The following is a 17,038-nucleotide window of genomic DNA, read 5'->3' as shown; positions in this document are numbered from 1 at the left end:
CCGGACACCCGGGACGGATACTCAAACGCTGCCCGCGGAGCCCATACTAGGAAATGGCCACGCAACCCATCTCGATCGATGTCCTGCTGGAGAAGTACGCCAAGGGAGAGGAGCGGACCCTGGAGGACGTCCAGCGGCGCGTAGCCCGCGCGCTGGCGGCCGTCGAGCGCGAGCCCACCGCCTGGGAGGCCCGTTTCCTCGATGCGATGCGCGCGGGATTCATCCCCGCCGGGCGGGTGATGAGCGCCGCGGGCACCGACATCCGGGCAACCCTCATCAACTGCTTCGTGCAGCCGGTCGGCGACGCGACACTCGGAGAGGAGGACGGCAAGCCCGGGATCATGGTGGCGCTCTCCGAGGCCGCCGAGACCATGCGCCGGGGGGGCGGCGTGGGCTATGACTTCTCCCGCATCCGTCCCCAGGGGGCGCTGGTGCGCGGCACCGCCAGCAAGGCCTCCGGGCCGGTCTCCTACATGCGGGTATTCGACCGGATGTGCGAGACGGTGGAGAGCGCGGGTGCCCGGCGCGGCGCGCAGATGGGCATCCTGCGCTGCGACCACCCCGACGTGGAGGCGTTCGTCCACGCCAAGGATGCGAAGGGCGAGCTCACCAACTTCAACCTCTCGGTCGCCCTCACCGACGCCTTCCTGCGCGCGGTGGAGACCGACGGGCCGTGGGAGCTGGTGCACCGGGCGGAGCCATCCGGGGATCTCCTCGCCGCCGGCGCCCACCGGCGGGCGGACGGGCGCTGGGTCTACCGCACGGTGCGCGCCCGCGAGCTCTTCGACACCATCACACGGAGCACCTACGACCACGCGGAGCCGGGCGTCTTCTTCGTCGACCGCGCCAACGCCGAGAACAACCTCGGCTACTGCGAGCGGCTGGAAGCGACCAATCCCTGCGGCGAGCAGCCCCTGCCCGACTATGGCTGCTGCTGCCTCGGCAGCGTCGACCTCACGCGCTTCGTGGAGGAGCCCTTCACCGACGCGGCCCGCTTCGACGAGGCACGTCTGGCGGAGGTCTGCGCGGTCGCCGTCCGCATGCTCGACAACGTCCTGGAGTCGACCTTCTGGCCGCTCGCGCAGCAGCGCGCCGAGGCGACCGCCAAGCGGCGGGTGGGGCTCGGCTTCACGGGCCTCGGGGACGCGCTGATCATGCTGGGCTTGCGCTACGACACGGTCGACGCACGGGCCCGGGCCGCCGGCGTCGCCCGGACGATGCGCGACGCGGCCTACGGGGCCTCGGCGGACCTCGCCCGGGAGAAGGGCCGCTTCCCGCTCTTCGACGCCGAGCGTTATCTCGCCTCGGATTTCGCCGCGCGACTCCCGGACGCCCTGCGCGAGCGCATCCGCGAGCACGGGCTGCGCAACAGTCACCTGCTGTCGGTCGCACCCACGGGCACCATCAGTCTCGCGTTCGCCGACAACGCCTCCAACGGGATCGAGCCCCCCTTCTCCTGGACCTACACCCGGCGCAAGCGCCGCGCCGACGGTGGGCACGACGAGTACCGGGTCGAGGACCACGCCTTCCGCCTGTACCGCGAGACCGGGGGCGACGCCGCGCGTCTCCCGGGGCACTGGGTCACGGCGCTCGAGATCACGGCCATTGAGCACATGCGGATGCTGGAGGCGGTGCAGCCCTATGTGGACGCCGCCATCTCGAAGACCGTCAACGTGCCGGCCGACTACCCCTTCACCGATTTCCGGGACCTCTACCTGCACGCCTGGCGCGCGGGGCTGAAGGGACTCGCGACCTTCCGCCCGAATCCCGTGACGGGATCGGTGCTCTCGGTCGAGCCCGCGCCCGCGCAGACGCCCGCGCCGGAGCCTCGGCCGGGGCCCGTGGTGGACCGCCAGGACCTGGACCTCTCCGATGCAGACCGCCGGTTACGCCTGGACCGGGTGCCCCGGCCCGCGCTTGCGAGCCTGCGCTGGCAGCGCAGGCCGCGGCCGGTCAACGGCAATCCCGCCTGGACCTACCTGATCGATCACCCGCTCGGCAGCTTCGCGGTCTTCATCGGGCACGTCGAGGACGGCGGGCGGAGCTACCCCTTCGAGGTCTGGGTCAACGGGGCGGAGCAACCCCGGGGACTCGGGGCGCTCGCCAAGAGCCTGTCGATGGACATGCGCTCGAACGACCGGGGCTGGCTGCGAACCAAGCTCGAGAGCCTGATGCGGGCCTCGGGCGACGATGCCTTCGACCTGCCCATGCCGCCTTCCGGGGAGCCCGTGCGCGTTCCGAGCCTCGTGGCGGGCTTCGCGCGCCTCGTACACCTGCGCTGCACGGAGCTCGGGGCCTTCGAGGACCTGGGGCCCACCCCCGTGCTGGACGCCCTGATGAGCCCCAAGGAGCCCAAGACGGGCACCGACGGCACGCTTTCCTGGACCGTGGACATCCTGAACCCGGCCACCGGGGACGACTTCGTGATGGGGCTGAAGGAGCTCGTCCTCCCCGACGGCAAGCGCCGGCCCTACTCCGTCTGGCTCTCGGGCGCCTATCCGCGGGTCCTGGACGGGCTCTGCAAGAGCCTCTCCTACGACATGCGCGTGATCGACCCCGCCTGGGTCGGGGCGAAGCTGCGCCAGATCGCCGACTTCCCGGAGCCGCGCGGGGACTTCCTCGCCTGGGAGCCCGGCAGGCACCGCCAGCGGAGCTATCCCTCGACGGTGGCCTACCTGGCCGCGCTCATCCTCCACCGCTATGCCATGCTCGGCATCCTCGACGGCGACGGCTTCCCGGTCGAGCCGATGGGGGTCGTCGAGGGTGCCGGACCCCGCTCCGGAGGCAATCCCGGAACCCAGCCCGGCCGGCGCTGCGAGGAGTGCGGGGGGTATACGGTCGTCCGCCGGGACGGATGCGATTTCTGCACGGCCTGCGGCGCCATCGGCGCCTGCGGGTAGAGGAGCCCAGCATGGGGAGCGACCAGGTTTTCGACGTCATCGTCATCGGCAGTGGCCCGGGCGGCGAAGGGGCCGCCATGAAGCTCAGCAAGTCCGGCCGCCGGGTGGCCGTGATCGACCGCAACCCTCGGGTCGGCGGCGGCTGCACCCACTGGGGGACCATCCCGAGCAAGGCCCTGCGTCAGGCCGTTCAGCAACTGGCCGACTTCCGCCGCAGCCCGCTGTTCCAGGGGGCGGTGGGGCACGTCAGCGTGTCCTACCCGGAACTGCTGCGCGGGGCGCACTCCGTCATCGCCGAGCAGGTCCGCACCCACCACCGCAACTACGTGCGTAACGGCGTGAGCCTGGTCGAGGGCAACGCCCGTTTCGTGGACCCCCACACGGTCGAGGTCACCCTGCCCAAGGGCGGGCGGGAGCAGTACCACGCGGACACCTTCGTCGTCGCGGCGGGGTCGCATCCCTATCACCCCGAGGACGTGGACTTCTCACACCCCCGGGTGCGGGACAGCGACAGCATCCTCAGCCTCGATTACACACCCCGGTCGATCACCATCTACGGCGCGGGCATCATCGGCTGCGAGTACGCCTCGGTCTTCGCGCACCTCGACGTGCAGGTGAACCTGGTCAACACGCGGGACCGTCTCCTGAACTTCCTGGACGACGAGATCACCGACGCACTCAGCTATCACCTGCGCAACCTCGGCGTCGTGATCCGCAACGACGAAACGGCCGCGGGCGTGGAGCCCCGGGACGACGGGGTGGTGCTGCACTGCCGCTCGGGCAAGAAGTTCCGGGCCGACGTGCTCCTCTGGGCCAACGGGCGCACCGGAAACACGGCGGGCCTCGCGCTCGAGGACCTCGGCGTGCGGGTCAACAGCCGCGGCCAGGTGGAGGTCAACGGCTCGCTGCAGACGGCGCATCCCCACATCTACGCGGTGGGCGACGTGATTGGCCCGCCGGCGCTGGCCAGCGCGAGCCTCGATCAGGGCCGCTACGCGGCGACCCACATCGTCGGGGGGGCCTGCGAGCGGAGGATGGTCGAGTCGGCGCCGACCGGGATCTACACCAGCCCGGAGATCAGCTCGCTCGGCAGGACCGAGCGCGAGCTCACCGCGGAGCAGGTGCCCTACGAGGTCGGACGGGCCCGCTTCCAGGGGCTCGCGCGCGCCCAGATCACGGGGCGCACGGTGGGGATGCTGAAGCTCCTCTTCCACCGGGAGACCCTCGCGCTCCTCGGCATCCACTGCTTCGGCGAGGGCGCCTCGGAGATCGTGCACATCGGCCAGGCCATCATGGCGCAACAGCCGCCGGGGAACTCCATCGCCTACTTCGCCGACACGACCTTCAACTACCCCACCATGGCGGAGGCATACCGCGTGGCAGCCCTGAACGGCCTGAACCGACTCTTCTGAGCCGGGCGACGGAGGCGAACAGGGACCCTCCGGCGAGCGGGCACCCCGGGCCGGTTTAACCCCATCCGGCCCGATTCCCCGTTCTGGAGTCCGTACCACCCTACGGAGGAGTGAACCCCATGTCCCTGCGCCATCTGCTCGCCGTACCCGTCGTCCTGCTCACCCTCGGCGCGTGCAACCTGCACACGTCGCCCTCGGCCCCGAGCACGCAAGGAAACGGCCCCGTATCCACCCAGAACGAGGCTCGAACCGCATCGAGCCCGGAACCTGAGGACAGAGGCAAGACGCGGGTCCGGATGGCCCCCGGCGCCCCGCAGGGGTCCGCCCCCGCGGCCGCCTACTCCATGGCGGACAGCCCCGCGCTCGACCTGCGGACCCCGTCGGCACCGCTGGACCGGGAGCAGTACGCCCACTTCGACGACAATCCGGTCAAGCGGGTCGCCGAACTGCCGGTGTCCACCTTCTCCCTCGACGTGGACACGGGCAGCTATTCCAACGTGCGCCGGTTCCTCAACCAGGGCCGGCTGCCACCTGCGGACGCGGTGCGCACCGAGGAGCTGATCAACTACTTCGCCTACTCCGACGCCGCACCCACGAACCGTGACGCCCCCTTCGCGGTGACGACCGAGGTCGCGCCCTCGCCGTGGAACCCGAAGACCCACCTGCTGCGCATCGGGGTGAAGACCTGGGCGCCGCCGCCCGAGCGGCTGCCCCCCGCGAACCTCGTGTTCCTGGTGGACGTCTCCGGGTCCATGAAGTCCCCGGACAAGCTGCCCCTGGTCAAACAGTCCCTGCGCCTCCTGGTCCGGCGACTCGGCGCCCAGGATCGGGTTGCCCTGGTGGCTTACGCGGGGGCGAGCGGCGTGGTCCTGGAGCCGACCCCGGGCGACCGCAAGGCCACCATCGAGGCGGCCATCGACCGGCTCGAGGCCGGCGGCCCCACCCACGGCGCGGCCGGCATCCAGCTCGCCTACGCCAAGGCCCGCGAGGGCTTCATCCCCGGGGGTATCAATCGCGTCCTGCTGGCCACCGACGGGGACTTCAACGTGGGCGTGGTCGGCCACGACGCCCTCGTAGACCTCGTCAAGCGGGAGCGGGCGCACGGCGTGGCGCTGACCACCCTCGGGTTCGGCACCGGCAACTACAACGAGCGCCTGATGGAACAGCTCGCCGACCACGGCGACGGGGCCTATGCCTACATCGACGACCTCCAGGAGGCGCGCAAGGTCCTGGTGGAGAACCTGGGCGGCACCCTGCTCACCGTGGCCCGGGACGCCAAGGTGCAGGTCGAGTTCAACCCCTCCGCGGTCTCGGAGTACCGTCTCATCGGCTACGAGAACCGGCAGCTCCGCCGCGAGGACTTCGCCAACGACCGCGTGGACGCCGGTGACGTGGGGGCGGGGCAGTCGGTCACGGCCCTCTACGAGATCGCCCTCGCCGGGAGCGGCGGCGAGCGGGTCGAGCCCCTGCGCTACCAGCCCCAGGCAGCCGCCGGAGGCCACTCCCGGGAGCTCGCGTTCGTGCGGGTGCGCTACAAGAAGGCCGACGAGGCCGCGAGCAGCCTGATCGAGCGCCCGGTCGCCCGCGCCACCGTGCGCGCCGACCTGGGCGGGGCCTCGGACGACCTCCGGTTCGCCGCGGCGGTGGCCGCCTTCGGGCAGCGGCTGCGGGGCGGGACCTACCTGGAGGGCTTCGGGTACGAGGCAATCGTCAAACTCGCGCAGGGTGCCCGGGGAGATGACCCCGAGGGTCACCGGTCCGAGTTCCTGAAGCTCGTGAGGCTGGCCGACTCGCTGGAGCCCGCCTCCCCCGCGGGGTCCAAGGACCGGGCCGCGGATTGAGGCCCCCCGAGGACCCCGGAGCCGCCGCCGTGCAGAGCCCTGCCCCCGTGAGCGCTGGCGAAGGCACCCCCCGCGAGCCCGCCGACGAGGAGCTGATGGCCCTCTACGCGGCGGGCGACGCGGACGCCTTCGACACGCTCTACGGGCGCTTCCGGGGTCCCCTCTTCCGCTACCTCCTGCGCCACTGCGAGAGCGAGGGTGCCGCGGAGGAGCTCTTCCAGGAGACCTGGCTACGGGTGGTGCGCGCCCGCCAGGGCTGGCGTCCCCAGGCGGCCTTCGCCCCCTGGCTGTTTCGCATCGCTCGCAACCTGCTCACCGACCACTGGCGGCAGCGCCCACCGGCGAGCGAGCCCATCGACGAGAGCGTGGTCGACCTCTCCTTCCCGTGGCCCGAGGCCTGGGCCCTGGTGCGGGACTGCGTGGAGCGCCTGCTCAAGCTCCTCTCCGGCCTGGCCCGGGAACAGCGCGACGCCTTCCTCCTGCAGACCGAGGGCGGCCTCACGCTCGAGCAGATCGCCGAGGTCACCGGCACCGGCCGGGAGACGGTGAAGAGCCGGTTGCGCTACGCGCTGCGGCGGCTGCGGGCCGGCCTGGAGGACTGCGATGAGTGAGCGACCCGACCCCGGGGACGAGCGCATCCTCGAGCTCTACCGGCGAGCCCCGCGGCCGGAGCCTCCGGAACGGTTGGACACGGCCATCCGTGCCGCAGCCCGCGCCGCCGTCCGGCGCCCGCACCGCCAGTGGCTGCTGTCTGCCCTGGCGACGGCGGCGGTGCTGGTCCTCGCGGTCAATCTGGTGCTCGAGCGTCCGGCCCTCCAGGATACGGATGCCGGGCGCGCGCGGCCGCGCGACGAAATGGCTGCACCAGAGACACCAAAGGCACTGGAGTCACCGGAGGCACAGGCCCTGCCTTCCGCCGTGAAGGCCGCGCCTCTGCGCTCCGAGACCAAGCGTGAGCGGGCGGCCATGCCCCCACCGCCGGCCCCCCGGGCTCTGGACCTCTCCCCCGGGGGTTCCCCGGAGCCCCTTGCGCGGGAGCCCATCCGGTATCGGATGAAGGACAGGGAGTGCCCCCCCTTGCCACCGGAGCTCGCATCGGACCGCGCGTTGCTGGAGCGGCAGGTGGCGGAGCTCCTGGGAGCGGGCCTTCGGCAGGAGGCCGAGTGCCTCCTGCTCCAGCTTGACGGCCTGCCCCCTGGAGGGGAAGAGTAGCCCGAACGCCGGAAGCAAGCCCCGTAGCCCAAACGCCGGCAACGGACCCGAGGTCATCATGCCTACCCCGCCGTTTCCCACCCCCTGGCCCGAGGGGTTCCTCTGGGGAGTCTCCACGTCCAGCTACCAGATCGAGGGCGCCGCTGCCGAGGACGGGCGCCTGCCCAGCATCTGGGATACCCGCTGCCGCACCGCCGGCAAGGTCGCGAACGGTGACACAGGCGACGTCGCCTGCGACCACTACCACCGCTACCCCGGGGACGTCGCGCTCCTGCGGGATCTCGGTGTCGGTGCCTACCGGTTCTCCGTCGCCTGGCCCCGGGTGCTGCCGCGGGGCCGGGGGGCCGCCAACGCCAAGGGACTCGACTTCTACGACCGGCTCGTCGACACGGTGCTCGCCGCCGGGATCGAGCCGTGGGCCTGCCTCTACCACTGGGACCTGCCCCAGGCCCTCGAGGGTCTCGGGGGTTGGACCCACCGGGACAGCGCCGGCTGGTTCGCGGACTACGCCGCCGTCGTCGCCCGCCGCTGCGGGGACCGGGTCAAGCACTGGGCGACGTTCAACGAATTCGCGGTCTTCACGCTCTTCGGCTACGCGATGGACTGGGGCGCCCCGGGGCTGCGCGACCGTGACGCCCACCTGCGCGCCATCCACCACGTCAACCTCGCCCACGGGGCCGGGGTGGACGTGCTGCGCGACCTGGTGCCGGGGGCCTCGATCGGGGCGATCCACAACCAGCAGCCCGTCTGGGCCGAAGGCGAGGCCGAGGCGAACCGGGCTGCGGCGGAATGGCTCGACGAGCACTGGAACCACGCGTTCCCCGACCCGCAGATCCGGGGGCACTACCCCCCACGGATCGCCGAGGCGATCGAGCCCTACGTGCGCGCGGGAGACCTCGCGCGCATCTGCCGCCCCCTCGACTGGTTCGGGCTGAACCACTACGGGCCGATCTTCGCGAAGGCCGACCCGTCGATGCCCTGGGGGTTCGGGTGGGGCAGCCCGCCGGCCGACGCGCCGCGCTCCGAGATCGGGTGGCCCATCTACCCGGAGGCCTTCCGGGACCTCCTGCTGGACCTCACCCGCACCTACCGGCTGCCGGTCTACGTCACCGAGAACGGCGCCGGTGGTGATGACCGGCCGGACGCCTCGGGGAGGGTCCGGGACCCGAAGCGGGTGAGCTACCTCGCGGCCTACATCGGCGCCATGCACGACGCCATCGCCGCCGGCGCCGACGTGCGCGGGTACTTCGTGTGGAGCCTGCTCGACAACTTCGAGTGGGGCTCGGGCTACGGCCAGCGCTTCGGCCTGGTGCACGTGGACTTCGCGAACCAGGCGCGGACCCCGAAGAGCTCCTACCGCTGGTACCGGGACCTCATCCGGGCGACCGCGGCAGATTCTCGGTGATCGGTTCGTAGCCGAGCTCCCGCAGCCTGCGGTCCACGGCCTGCGGTTCGTCGGCGCGGTAGCGTACGATGGCGAGGCGCATCCCGCTCCGGTCCGGGTGCTGGGGCGACACGACGGTGACGATGTAGCCGCCGGCGGAGTTGATCGAGCTCAGCAGCTTCGCCAGTTCGCCGATCCGGTCCTGCAGGCGCACCGCGATCCGGGTGGTCCTCTCGCTGGTGCAGCCGGTGATCTCCAGGAAGAAGTCCAGCATGTCCTCGACCGTGACGATGCCCACCAGGCGTCCGTCGCGCGTCACCGGCAGGCAACCCACCCCCTCGCGCCGCATCAGGTAGGCCGCGTCCTCCACGAGGGTGTCGGGCGAGCACGTCACCACCTCGGTGTGCATCACCTTGGAGGCGGTGAGCTTGCCGAGGAGGTAGTTCGCCTCGCCGACCGAGAGCGTCGTGGCCGGCGAGGGCGAGAGGCGCTGCAGGTCGCGGAAGGAGACGAGCCCCACGAACTGGTCCTCGTCCCGGACCACCGGGAGGTGGTGGATGCAGTGCTCGTGCATCATGCCGGACAGGTGGGTGACCCGGGTGTCCTCGCTGCACTTCGCCACGTTGCGGGTCATGATCTGCTCGACGTACATATCCTGCCCTCCCCTCTCTTCGACCCCCTGTTCACTCCCCACGGCCCCGCCACCGGCCGCCACGAGCCCTGCCCGGGTCCGCCCCGGTCAGCGCCCCAGGTACGCCTTGCGCACCCCCTCGTCGGCGAGGAGCTCCGAGGCCGCTGCCGACATCACGACCCGGCCCGTCTCGAGCACGTAGCCCCGGTCGGCGATGGCGAGCGCGGCGCGCGCGTTCTGCTCCACCAGGAGCACGGTCACACCGCTGCGGTTCAGCTCCCGGACCACCCGGAAGATCTCCTCGACGAGCAGCGGCGCCAGGCCCATCGAGGGCTCGTCCAGGAGCAGCAGCCTCGGCCGGCCGAGCAGGGCGCGGCCGATGGAGAGCATCTGCTGCTGGCCGCCGGAAAGGGTCCCGGCCAGCTGTGCCCGCCGCTCGCCCAGGATCGGGAACAGGGTGTAGACGCGCTCCAACTCCCGCTCGACCCAGGCCCGTTCGTGGCGGTGGAGATACGCGCCGAGGCGCAGGTTGTCCTCGACGCTGAGCGGCGCGAAGACCTGGCGCCCCTCCGGCACGTGACAGACACCGGCCGCCACCACGCGGTGGGCGGGCAGCCGCGTGATGTCCCGCCCGTCGAAGCGCACCGTCCCCCCGCTCTTCGGCTGCACGGCGGAGAGGCTGCGCAGCAGCGTGCTCTTGCCCGCGCCGTTGGCGCCGACGATCGCCACCAGCTCGCCCGCCCGGACCGAGAGGGAGACGTGCGAGAGGACGCGGACGGGGCCGTAGTGGCTGCAGAGCCCCTCCACCTTCAGCAGGGCCGGCTCAGTCGACGGCATATTGAACCTGTCCGCCCAGGTAGGCGTCGATGACCCGCCGGTTCGACTGCACCTCCGCCGGAGTTCCCTCCGCGAGGACGCTGCCGTATTCGAGCACCAGGACCCGGTCGGCGACCTCCATCACCAGCTCCATGTTGTGCTCCACCAGCAGCACGGTGACCCCGGAGTCGCGGATGCGCCGGATGAGCCCGCCCATCTCCGCCGTTTCCGTGTCGTTCAGGCCGGCCGCCGGCTCGTCCATCAGCAGGAGCCGCGGCCGGGCCGCCAGGGCCCTCGCCACTTCGAGCCGCTTGAGCACCCCGTAGGCCAGCGAGCTCGCCTCGCGCCCCTCGAGCTCGCCGAGGGCGCAGAGCTCCAGGGCCTCCCGAGCCCACTGCCGCACGCGCCGCTCCTCCTCCCGCACGTGGGGCAGGCGCAGGGCGGCCCCCACCAGCCCCGAGCGGGACCGCAGGTGACACCCGACCATGACGTTCTCCAACGCGGTCATGTTGAAGAACACCTGGAGGTTCTGAAACGTTCGCGAGACGCCCCGACCCGCGACGGCGTGGGGAGGCAGCCCCGCCAGCGGCTCGCCCCCGAACTGGATGGTGCCCCCGTCCGGGCGCTCGTAGCCGCAGAGCGTGTTGAAGAGCGTGGTCTTGCCCGCGCCGTTCGGTCCGATGACCGCGTACACCACGCCCTCGGGCACCCGGAAGCGCACGTCCGCCAGCGCCGTCACGCCCCCGAAGGACTTCTCCAGGCCGGCGACCTCAAGCAGCGCCATCGCTGAAGGCCTCCGGGGAACGGTGCCGCGCGAGGGCGTGGCGGAGCAGCTGGGCGAGCCCCACGAACAGGCCCTGGGGCAGGAAGATCATGATGGTCATCAGCACCGCGCCGAGGACCAGCATCTCGTAGTCGTGGAACACCACCAGCGTCGCCCGCAGCACCGTGAGGGTCACCGCGCCGAAGACGGCGCCGTACGTGGAGGCCATCCCGCCAAGGACCACCATCGTCAGCAGCTCGATGGACACGTAGAAGCTGAAGGAGTCGGGGCTGATGAAGCTCTGCTGGTGGGCGAAGAGGCTTCCGGCGAAGCTGCTGAGCACCGCGGAGAGCACGAAGACCTGGCTCTTCGTGCGCGCGCTGTCGATACCCATCATCTGCGCCGCCAGCTCGGCGCCGTGAACCGCGCGAAGGGCCCGCCCCGCGCGGGAGTCGACGACGTTCAGCGAGAGGGCGATCACGGCGAGCATCGCCACCGCCACGACCCAGTACCAGTCCTGATCGGCCGCCACCTGCCAGCCGAGCAGCGAAAGGGTCGGAATGCCCGACAGCCCGTCGGGCCCGCCCGTCACCCCGACTGCCTGGACCAGCACGATGTGCACGATGATCCCGAAGCCGAGCGTCGCCATGGCCAGGTAGTGACCCTTCAGCTTGAGCACCGGCCGCGCGAGGAGGCTCGACACGACGAAGACGGCGAGAAGCCCCGCCGAGAGGGCGAGCCAGGGGCTCCAAGCGTACTGCGTGGTCAGGATGCCGGAGGCGTAGGCCCCCATTCCGAAGAAGGCCGCGTGGCCGAGGGAGATCTGCCCGGCGTAACCGACCAGGAGGTTCAGGCTGACCGCGAGGATCACGTGAAACCCCACGGACACGCCGACCACGGTGACGAAGTAGTTTCCCGGGAACAACGGCGGCAGGGCGAAGACCACGAGCGCCAGCAGCCCGAGCCCGGCGAGTCTCGCCCGGCCGACGCGGGACCAGCCCCCGTGCGTCCTCGAGGGCAGCGCAGACGCCTTCACGCGCGCTCGACCACGCCCTTCCCGAAGAGCCCGCTCGGCCTCAGGAACAGGACCAGCAGGACCACCACGAAGGCGATGGCATCCTTGTAGCCGGAGGAGATGAGGCCGGCGGCGAGCGACTCCAGGACCCCGAGCAGCAGACCTCCCGCGACCGCGCCCATGGGGTTGCCCATGCCGCCCAGGATGGCGGCGGAGAAGCCCTTCAAACCCAGCATGACGCCAGAGTCGTAGGAGGTGAAGGTGATCGGCGCCACCAGGAGACCCGCCACCGCGCCGAGGGCCGCCGACAGCCCGTAGGCGAGCAGCATCATACGGCGCACGTTGATCCCCATGAGCTGGGCCGCGGTGCGGTTGCACGAACAGGCGAGGAGCGCCTTGCCCACGCTGGTGCGCCGGAAGAACTGCCGCACCGCGAAGACCAGCGCGGCGGTGCCGCCCATCACCCACAGGTTCTGCGGCAGCAGGGTGGCGCTACCCAGGTGCAGCGGCGTGTCGCCGGAGAAGCGGGGCATGGCGTGGAAGTCCTTGCCCCAGACGAGGAGCGCCACTCCCCGCAGCAGGATGGAGGCACCGATGGTGATGATCACGAGCGTCACCACGGGGGCGCCCCGGGCCGGCTCCACGGCGAGCGCTTCGAGCACCAGGCCCACCGCCACCGTCGCCATCACCGCCAGCAGGAGCGCCAGGGGGAAGGGCGTCCTGGCCCCCAGCAGGCTGATGGCGACCATGGCCCCGATCATCACGAACTCGCCCTGGGCGAAGTTCACCACGCCGGACGCGTTGTAGATGATGGCGAAACCGAGCCCGACCAGGGCGTAGGTCGAGCCCACGGTGACCCCGGTGATGAGGAATTGCAGGAGCGAGTCCAGCATGTCCCGTGGTCCCGGGGGCAGCAGGGCGCCGTCCCCTTCGCCCTTCCCCCCGTCGAGGCTCAGTCGATGATGACCCAGTTGCCCTTGCGCACCTCCACCATCTTGAAGGCGTCCACGCTGAGGCCCATGTGGTCCTGGGGTGACATGTGGAACACCCCCGCCGTCCCCACGAAGCCGCGGGTCTTCTCGATCTCGTCCCGAACGCGCGCCCGCTCGGTGCCGCCGGCGCGCTGGATGGCCTCGATCGCGATGAAGAACCCGTCGTAGGCGTGCCCGCCAAAGGTGGACACCTCGCCGTGTTTCGCCTGGAACTTCGCCTTGTAGTCGAGCAGCACCTTCTTCTGCGGGTCGGTGTCGGCAAGCTGCTCGGCCACCACCAGCGCCGCGGCCGGCAGGCGCACCCCCTCGGCCGCCTCGCCCGCCATCTCGATGAACTTCTTGGAGCCCACCCCGTGCGATTGATACACCGGCAGCGTGATGCCGAGCTGGCGGACGTTGCGGGTCACGATGGCCGGGGCCGCACCGAAACCGAAGTTCAGGATGGCCTGGGCGTCGGTCGCGCGGATCTTGGTGAGCTGGGTGGTCATGTCCGTGTCCTTGTTCCCGTAGGACTCGTCGGCCACCACCTCAAGGCCGTGCGAAGGCGCGAGCTCCAGGACCTGCTTGCGCCCCGACTTGTCGTACCCGCCGTCGCCGGAGATCAGGGCGAGCTTGCGGATCCCGCGCTTCTTCATGTCCTCGAAGATGCGGATCGCGGCCATGCGGTCCGTGTGGGGTGTCTTGAAGACCCACTTCTTCACCGGCTCGACAATCTCGACACCGCCCGCCAGGGAGATGAACGGAACCCCCGCCTTCTCCACCTCGGGCACGGCCGCCATGGTGTCGCCGGTGCTCGAGCCGCCCACGATGACGTCCACCCCGTCGTTCTGGATGAGTCGTTTGACGAAGGTGACCGCCTCCTTCGCCTGGCCCACCGTGTCGTAGTGCACGAGCTCGAGCTTGCGGCCGAGGACGCCGCCCCTGGCGTTCAGCTCCTCGACGTACATCTGGAGCGTGCGCAGCTCCGGGTCGCCGAGAAAGGAAGCGGGACCGGTCACGGTGAGGAACGTTCCGATCCGGATGGGATCAGCCGCGAAGGTCGAGCCGGCGGCCAGCACGCCGGCACCCAGAATCAGCCCGAAGAACCTCTTGCGCATGTGCATACGAGCTCTCCCCGCCAGTTGCCCGCGGGCCCCATCGTCGGGGGCCCGACCCTGCCGCCCGCCGCGAACGAAACGGCGGGCTTCCGCCTATGCGCGCAGCTCGACGCCGCAGGCCTTCAGGTGCGCCTTGACGTCGGCGATGGGAACCTCCCGCCGGTGAAAGATCCCGGCGGCGAGAGCGGCCTCCACGCCCGTGCGCTCGAAGACCTCCGAGAAGTGCTCGACCCGCCCCGCACCGCTCGAGGCGATGACGGGAATGGACACCGCCTCGCGCACCGCCAGGATGAGCTCGAGGTCGAAACCGAGCCCGGTCCCGTCCCGGTCGATGGAGTTGAGCAGGACCTCGCCGGCCCCCAGCGCCTCGGCCCCCCGGGCAAACTCCACCGCGTCCAGGTCCCGCCCTTCGCGCCCGCCCTTCACCGTGCATTGGAACCAGCAATAGCGCTCACCGTTCGGACCGGGGTGCGCGGTGGGAACGGTCCGGTGGGGTGTGTCGGCAGGCGAGCGGACGTACACCCGGCGCGGGTCGACGGAGACCACCACCGCCTGGTTGCCGTAGACGCGGGCGATCTGCTCGAGGGAGCTTTCGCCGTCGCCACGGCCCGTCCGAGGCAGGGCCTCGACCGCGTAGACGGCGTCGCTGCCGATGGAGATCTTGTCCGCCCCGGAACGGAAGTACTCGGAGGCCACGTCGAGGGCCGAGTAGCGGCGTCCCCCGGCGTCGGTGTACGCGCGGATCCCACCGCCGATGGTGAGCGGCACGAAGACGTTCTCGGAGGTCCGGCGCAGGACCTCCAGCATGGGCTGGTCCTCCAGCGGAGAGTCCCGGAAGGCCGTGATGTTGAGGAAGGTGACCTCGTCGGCGCCCTCCTCGTAGTAGCGGCGCGCGAGCTCGACCGGGTCGCCCACGTCGCGTACCCGCCCTCCCTCGCGGACGTCGTAGCGATCACCCTTGGTGACGACCAGTTCCCCCTCGTCGTCGGCGCGCACGTCGAGGCACGCGATCAGGCGCTTGGCAAGGCGCGTCGGGGCGGCCGGCGATGACGCCGGCGCGGTGTCCCCCGGCACGGTGCCCCCGCCGAGCGCCCGGGACAGGAAGCGCCGCAGGACTCGCAGTCCGGCCTCTCCGCTCTTCTCCGGGTGGAACTGGACCGCGGCCACGGCCCCACGCTCGACGGCGCTCACGAACTCGCCGCCGTAGTCCGTGAGCGCCAGCACCCAGCCGGCGTTGGCCGGCTCCCGCAGGGCGCGGTAGGAGTGCACGAAGTAGAGCTTCTCCCCGGCACATTCGGCAAGAAGCGGAGAGTCGCGGGACAGGCGCAGGCCGTTCCAGCCCATGTGCGGGACCGACAGGCCGGGCGCTTCGAAGCGCCGCACCTGCCCGGGGATCACCCCCAGGCCGGGAACGCCCGGCAACTCCTCGCTGCCTTCGAACAGGGTCTGCAGCCCGAGGCAGATCCCGAGGAACGGGCGTCCGTCGTGGAGGTACCGGCGCAACGGTTCCACGTAGCCGCCCGCGTGCAGCCGCTCCATCGCGCTGCCGAAGCTGCCGACACCCGGGAACACCAACACCTCGGCACGGGCGATGTCCTCCGGGCCACGGGCGTCACGCACCTCGTGACCGAGCCGACGGATCGCGTTGCGAACGCTCCGCACGTTGCCGGCGCCGTAGTCCAGGATCGTGATCGCTCGCATGAGCCTTCATCGGGCCAGCCGGGCGCCGGCCTCGCCAACCGGAAGGCATGGTATCACGGGTCACCCGGCCCCGAGCCGGCCTCGCCCCCCGCCGCCACCGCACCGCTCTGACGCACCCGCTCGCCGAGACCGGCCAGGGCCCGGTGCAGGCCCAGCACCCGTCCGGCGGACGCTCGCCACTCAGCGAACTTCGGCAAGTTGTCGATGGGCCAGGCGAGTGCTGCGACCATCTGCTGAAACGCCTGGGCCGACTGCATCAGGACCCCCAACGTGATGCTCCCGGAGATGTACCGCGGGGCCGCGACCAGGATGGGAAACGCCTGGGAGAGGACCGACCACCCGGAGGAGAAGACGAACAGGTTGCAGAGGGCCGTCGTCTGACCCTCCCAGGCGCAGGCGGCCTCCCGGAAGAGGTCGCCCAGACGGCGCCGCTCCGCCCTCTCGGTGTGCAACTGGGCGATGGTGAGGCTGCCCTCGCGCGCGTGGGCGAGGCCGAATCGGAAGCTGGCCTCGCGCACCTGGCGCAGGCCCGCGGCCCGCACCAGCGGGCGCCCCAGCAGAAGCGTGGCCGAGGTGCCGAGGGCGGCATACGCCAACGCGACCCACACGAGATGGCCGGGCAGGTAGACGCTCGCGCTGCCGAAATCGACCTGCGGCGGCCCGGAGAGGGACCACAGGATATGGGTGAAGCTCGCGAGCAACAGCACGCAGTAGAACAGCGAGTGGGTCAGATCGACGGCGTGCTCGGTGGCGATGCGCACGTCCTCCGCGATCCGGCCGTCGGGGTTGTCGTGGTCCCCCGGCACGAGGGTCAGCGCGTAGTGCCTGCCCGTCCGCATCCACTCGTCGGTGAGCCGCTGCGTGAGCCACGCCCGCCATTCCACCTGCAGCCGGCGCTTGACCCAGAGGTGGCCCGTCGTGATCAGGATGTTGGAAAGAAGGATCACCGCGAGTACCCCCACCAGCCAGAACAGCTTGGACATCGCCCGCTGCTCCAGCGTGTCGAAGAGGCACTCGCTCCAGAGGTTGATGGCGACAGGGATGCCCACCTGGGCGACGGTCAGGACCGCCACGGCCAGCGTCAGCCAGCGGGCCGCGCGCCCTCCTCTCGCACGCCAGTAGGGGCCCGCCAGGCGCCAGAAGTCGCGGAGGAATGCGCGAGGCGCCTGCCCCGCCCGTCCGGAGGTCGCGTGCAGCGTCGGCTCGGCGCTCATGGTTGCCCCACAAGAGTCGTGGTCGCCCTTCGCGTGGTCCGGGCGCTTCGAAGGATGGTC

General features: G+C 71.1%; 14 protein-coding genes. 6 read left to right on the top strand and 8 right to left on the bottom strand.

Features of this window, described 5'->3' with window-relative positions:
• The first annotated feature begins 53 nt into the window (after window positions 1-53).
• The 6 genes from KA217_01840 to KA217_01815 all read left to right on the top strand — a co-directional run bounded on the left by KA217_01840 (window position 54) and on the right by KA217_01815 (window position 8,770).
• Window positions 54-2,900: an adenosylcobalamin-dependent ribonucleoside-diphosphate reductase gene (locus KA217_01840; GenBank protein MBP7711196.1), complete on the top strand. Its 2,847-nt coding sequence runs from the start codon at window positions 54-56 to the stop codon at window positions 2,898-2,900.
• Between the two features lie 11 nt (window positions 2,901-2,911).
• The gene (gene sthA / locus KA217_01835) at window positions 2,912-4,312 is read left to right on the top strand and encodes a Si-specific NAD(P)(+) transhydrogenase (protein ID MBP7711195.1); all 1,401 of its coding nucleotides are present in this window, start codon (window positions 2,912-2,914) and stop codon (window positions 4,310-4,312) included.
• A 119-nt stretch (window positions 4,313-4,431) separates the two neighbouring features.
• Window positions 4,432-6,153 (top strand): VWA domain-containing protein, encoded by a 1,722-nt coding sequence (locus KA217_01830; GenBank protein ID MBP7711194.1) that lies wholly within the window; start codon window positions 4,432-4,434, stop codon window positions 6,151-6,153.
• 95 nt (window positions 6,154-6,248) lie between these two features.
• Complete coding sequence (locus tag KA217_01825; protein MBP7711193.1) at window positions 6,249-6,764, top strand: sigma-70 family RNA polymerase sigma factor; 516 nt, start codon at window positions 6,249-6,251, stop codon at window positions 6,762-6,764.
• On the top strand, window positions 6,757-7,365 hold the full coding sequence (locus KA217_01820) for a hypothetical protein (GenBank protein ID MBP7711192.1): 609 nt from the start codon (window positions 6,757-6,759) through the stop codon (window positions 7,363-7,365). The genes KA217_01825 and KA217_01820 overlap by 8 nt, the downstream gene beginning before the upstream one ends.
• Before the next feature lie 58 nt (window positions 7,366-7,423).
• Window positions 7,424-8,770, top strand: coding sequence for a beta-glucosidase (locus KA217_01815; GenBank protein ID MBP7711191.1), 1,347 nt, complete (start codon window positions 7,424-7,426; stop codon window positions 8,768-8,770).
• On the opposite strand, the gene KA217_01810 is transcribed toward KA217_01815, so the two are convergent.
• From KA217_01810 to KA217_01775, 8 genes are all read right to left on the bottom strand, one after another.
• Window positions 8,739-9,401: a CBS domain-containing protein gene (locus KA217_01810; protein MBP7711190.1), complete on the bottom strand. Its 663-nt coding sequence runs from the start codon at window positions 9,399-9,401 to the stop codon at window positions 8,739-8,741. The genes KA217_01815 and KA217_01810 overlap by 32 nt on opposite strands.
• An 87-nt stretch (window positions 9,402-9,488) precedes the next feature.
• Entirely contained in the window at window positions 9,489-10,217 is a 729-nt protein-coding gene (locus tag KA217_01805) for an ABC transporter ATP-binding protein (GenBank protein MBP7711189.1), read from the bottom strand.
• Window positions 10,204-10,980 carry an ABC transporter ATP-binding protein gene (locus KA217_01800; GenBank protein ID MBP7711188.1) on the bottom strand — a complete coding sequence of 259 codons (777 nt, stop codon included), beginning with the start codon at window positions 10,978-10,980 and terminating at the stop codon, window positions 10,204-10,206. The genes KA217_01805 and KA217_01800 overlap by 14 nt, the downstream gene beginning before the upstream one ends.
• Window positions 10,967-11,980 carry a branched-chain amino acid ABC transporter permease gene (locus KA217_01795; protein MBP7711187.1) on the bottom strand — a complete coding sequence of 338 codons (1,014 nt, stop codon included), beginning with the start codon at window positions 11,978-11,980 and terminating at the stop codon, window positions 10,967-10,969. Before KA217_01795 ends, KA217_01800 begins: the two co-directional genes overlap by 14 nt.
• 11 nt (window positions 11,981-11,991) lie before the next feature.
• The gene (locus tag KA217_01790) at window positions 11,992-12,864 is read right to left on the bottom strand and encodes a branched-chain amino acid ABC transporter permease (protein MBP7711186.1); all 873 of its coding nucleotides are present in this window, start codon (window positions 12,862-12,864) and stop codon (window positions 11,992-11,994) included.
• A gap of 62 nt (window positions 12,865-12,926) precedes the next feature.
• Window positions 12,927-14,063 (bottom strand): ABC transporter substrate-binding protein, encoded by a 1,137-nt coding sequence (locus tag KA217_01785; protein MBP7711185.1) that lies wholly within the window; start codon window positions 14,061-14,063, stop codon window positions 12,927-12,929.
• Between the two features lie 93 nt (window positions 14,064-14,156).
• Window positions 14,157-15,764, bottom strand: a complete 1,608-nt coding sequence (hisF, locus tag KA217_01780; GenBank protein ID MBP7711184.1) for an imidazole glycerol phosphate synthase subunit HisF — start codon at window positions 15,762-15,764, stop codon at window positions 14,157-14,159.
• 53 nt (window positions 15,765-15,817) lie between these two features.
• Window positions 15,818-16,978: a hypothetical protein gene (locus tag KA217_01775; GenBank protein ID MBP7711183.1), complete on the bottom strand. Its 1,161-nt coding sequence runs from the start codon at window positions 16,976-16,978 to the stop codon at window positions 15,818-15,820.
• Window positions 16,979-17,038 lie beyond the last annotated feature (60 nt).

The organism is Gammaproteobacteria bacterium, from assembly GCA_017999615.1.
GTDB lineage: Bacteria > Pseudomonadota > Gammaproteobacteria > JAABTG01 > JAABTG01 > JAGNLM01.
Note: the sequence above shows the minus strand (reverse complement) of the source record. Positions and strands in the feature narration are given on the sequence as shown.